This window comes from Rhodococcus sp. Eu-32 (assembly GCF_003336925.1).
In the GTDB taxonomy this organism is placed as follows: domain Bacteria; phylum Actinomycetota; class Actinomycetes; order Mycobacteriales; family Mycobacteriaceae; genus Rhodococcoides; species Rhodococcoides kyotonensis_B.
Map to the genome: position 1 here is coordinate 1 of NZ_QGNK01000057.1, position 584 is coordinate 584.

Annotated in this window: 1 protein-coding gene; it reads left to right on the forward strand. The window is 65.4% G+C overall.

Annotated elements, in window-relative coordinates; genetic code table 11:
- A partial coding sequence (locus DK926_RS26290) for an acyl-ACP desaturase (RefSeq protein WP_165839681.1) occupies positions 1-584 on the forward strand: 584 nt, incomplete at both ends.

The following is a 584-nucleotide window of genomic DNA, read 5'->3' on the forward strand; positions in this document are numbered from 1 at the left end:
GACAACGTGAACCGCCACTTGTCCATGGCCAGGGAGTGGCATCCGCACGACTACGTGCCGTGGGACGAGGGCCGTAACTTCGCCGAACTGGGTGGTGTGGACTACGACCCGGAGCAGAGCAAGCTCTCCGAGGTCGCCAAAGCTGCGATGATCACCAACCTGCTCACCGAAGACAACCTGCCGTCCTACCACCGCGAGATCGCCGAGAACTTCTCCCAGGACGGCGCCTGGGGCACCTGGGTCGGACGGTGGACCGCCGAGGAGAACCGGCACGGCATCGTCATGCGCGACTACCTCGTCGTCACCCGCGGCGTCGATCCCGTCGCGCTCGAGCAAGCCCGCATGATCCACATGACCAACGGGTTCGCATCCCCCGCCGGATCGCAGACCGGTCTGCTGCATTCGGTGGCGTACGTGACGTTCCAGGAGCTCGCGACGCGCGTCTCGCATCGCAACACCGGCAAGGTGTGCGACGACCCGATCGCCGATCGCATGCTCCAGCGCATCGCCGCCGACGAGAACCTGCACATGATGTTCTACCGCAACATCAGCGCCGCAGCCCTCGACATCGCACCCGACCAGAC